This window comes from Vibrio sp. Vb0349 (assembly GCF_033338975.1).
The window spans coordinates 1-2,107 of the sequence record NZ_JAWOTS010000081.1; the positions used below are offsets into that span (position 1 = coordinate 1).

2 protein-coding genes are annotated in these 2,107 nt (G+C 47.9%); both read left to right on the forward strand.

What is annotated here, in order from left to right; genetic code table 11:
• Nucleotides 1-1,189: malate synthase A (gene aceB / locus R7Q47_RS23345; RefSeq protein ID WP_318089440.1), on the forward strand; the 1,189-nt coding region annotated here is incomplete at its 5' end.
• A 118-nt stretch (nucleotides 1,190-1,307) separates the two neighbouring features.
• Nucleotides 1,308-2,107: isocitrate lyase (gene aceA, locus R7Q47_RS23350; RefSeq protein WP_318089442.1), on the forward strand; the 800-nt coding region annotated here is incomplete at its 3' end.

Genomic DNA, 2,107 nt, shown 5'->3' on the forward strand with positions numbered 1-2,107 from the left:
CGTTAATGGCAACATTAGCTACACCAACCCTGGCAATGGCAAGCATTATCAGCTGGTGGACGACCCAGCGGTGTTGATCTGCCGTGTTCGCGGCCTTCACTTAAAAGAAAAACACGTGACGTGGCACGGTCAGATCATTCCAGGCGCGCTTTTTGATTTTGCACTGTATTTCTACAATAACCACAAAGCATTGCTTCAAAAAGGCAGCGGTCCATATTTCTATCTTCCTAAACTGCAGTCTCATCATGAGGCGAAGTGGTGGAGTGAAGTGTTCCATTTCACAGAAGAATATTTTGGTTTAGAGACTGGCACGATCAAAGCGACCGTGCTGATCGAAACGTTACCAGCTGTGTTTGAGATGGATGAGATTTTGTTCTCACTTAAAGAGCATATCGTAGGGCTGAATTGTGGTCGTTGGGATTACATTTTCAGTTACATCAAAACACTGAAGAAACACCCAGATCGTGTTCTGCCGGATCGCCAAGTCGTCACCATGGACAAACCATTTTTGAACGCCTATTCGCGTTTGCTGGTTCGTACTTGTCACAAGCGTGGTGCTTTCGCGATGGGAGGAATGGCCGCCTTTATTCCCGCGAAAGACCCGCAAGAAAACCAGAAAGTGTTGGATAAAATTCACAACGATAAGTCACTTGAGGCGAATAACGGTCACGACGGTACGTGGGTTGCCCACCCGGGTCTCGCCGATACTGCTATGGAAGTATTCAGTGCGGCACTTGGAGAGCGAACAAATCAACTAGATGTTAGTCGCTCCGAAGATGCGCCAATTACCGCAGCCGAGTTGCTAGAACCGTGTGACGGTGAACGTACAGAAGAAGGCATGCGCCACAACATTCGCGTTGCGCTGCAATACATCGAAGCTTGGATTTCTGGAAACGGCTGTGTACCAATCTACGGATTAATGGAAGATGCTGCGACTGCTGAGATTTCTCGCGCCTCAATCTGGCAATGGATTCAGCACGGTAAGTCACTCGACAATGGTCAACAGGTGACAAAAGCGCTGTTCGAAACCTACTTGCAAGAAGAAGTAGAAGTAGTGAAACAAGAAGTGGGCGAAGAACGTTATCAAGCCGGGCGTTTTGAAGAAGCCGCACAATTGATGGCGAAGCTAACAACTAGCGATGAGCTAACCAACTTCTTAACCGTTCCTGGTTATGACTACCTAGACTAAGAATTCTTAACTGTAATACCAATAACGTGAAAACTTTCGAGGCAGATAGGGATGTACTGCCTGAGAACGGAAACTCAACGCACAAACAAAAGTGCAAATAATAAAGAGGGATAGACCAATGACATTGACTCGCCGCCAACAAATTGAAGCTCTGGAAAAAGACTGGGCAACGAATCCACGCTGGAAAAACGTAAAGCGTACGTATACTGCAGAAGAAGTCGTAGAACTGCGTGGCTCGATGGTACCAGCAAATACAATCGCACAACGTGGTGCTGATAAGCTGTGGTCACTGGTTAACGGCAGTGCGAAAAAAGGTTATGTAAACTGTCTTGGTGCACTGACAGGTGGTCAAGCCGTACAACAAGCGAAAGCGGGTATCGAAGCGATTTACCTATCAGGCTGGCAGGTAGCGGCAGATAATAACACTGCATCGACTATGTACCCGGATCAGTCGCTATACCCAGTGGACTCAGTGCCTTCAGTGGTTAAGCGCATCAACAACTCTTTCCGTCGTGCTGACCAAATTCAGTGGGCGAATGGCAAGTCTCCTGAAGATGAAGGTGGTATTGATTACTTCCTACCAATCGTAGCGGACGCAGAGGCGGGCTTTGGTGGCGTGCTAAACGCATACGAACTGATGAAGTCGATGATCGAAGCCGGTGCTGCTGGTGTTCACTTTGAAGACCAACTCGCTTCGGTTAAAAAATGTGGTCACATGGGCGGTAAAGTACTGGTTCCGACGCAAGAAGCGGTACAAAAACTGGTAGCTGCGCGTCTTGCTGCAGACGTCTCTGGCACAACAACGCTAGTTATTGCACGTACTGATGCGAACGCGGCACACCTGCTAACTTCAGATTGCGACCCATACGATAAAGACTTTATTGAAGGTGAGCGTACTCAAGAAGGCTTCTACCGTGT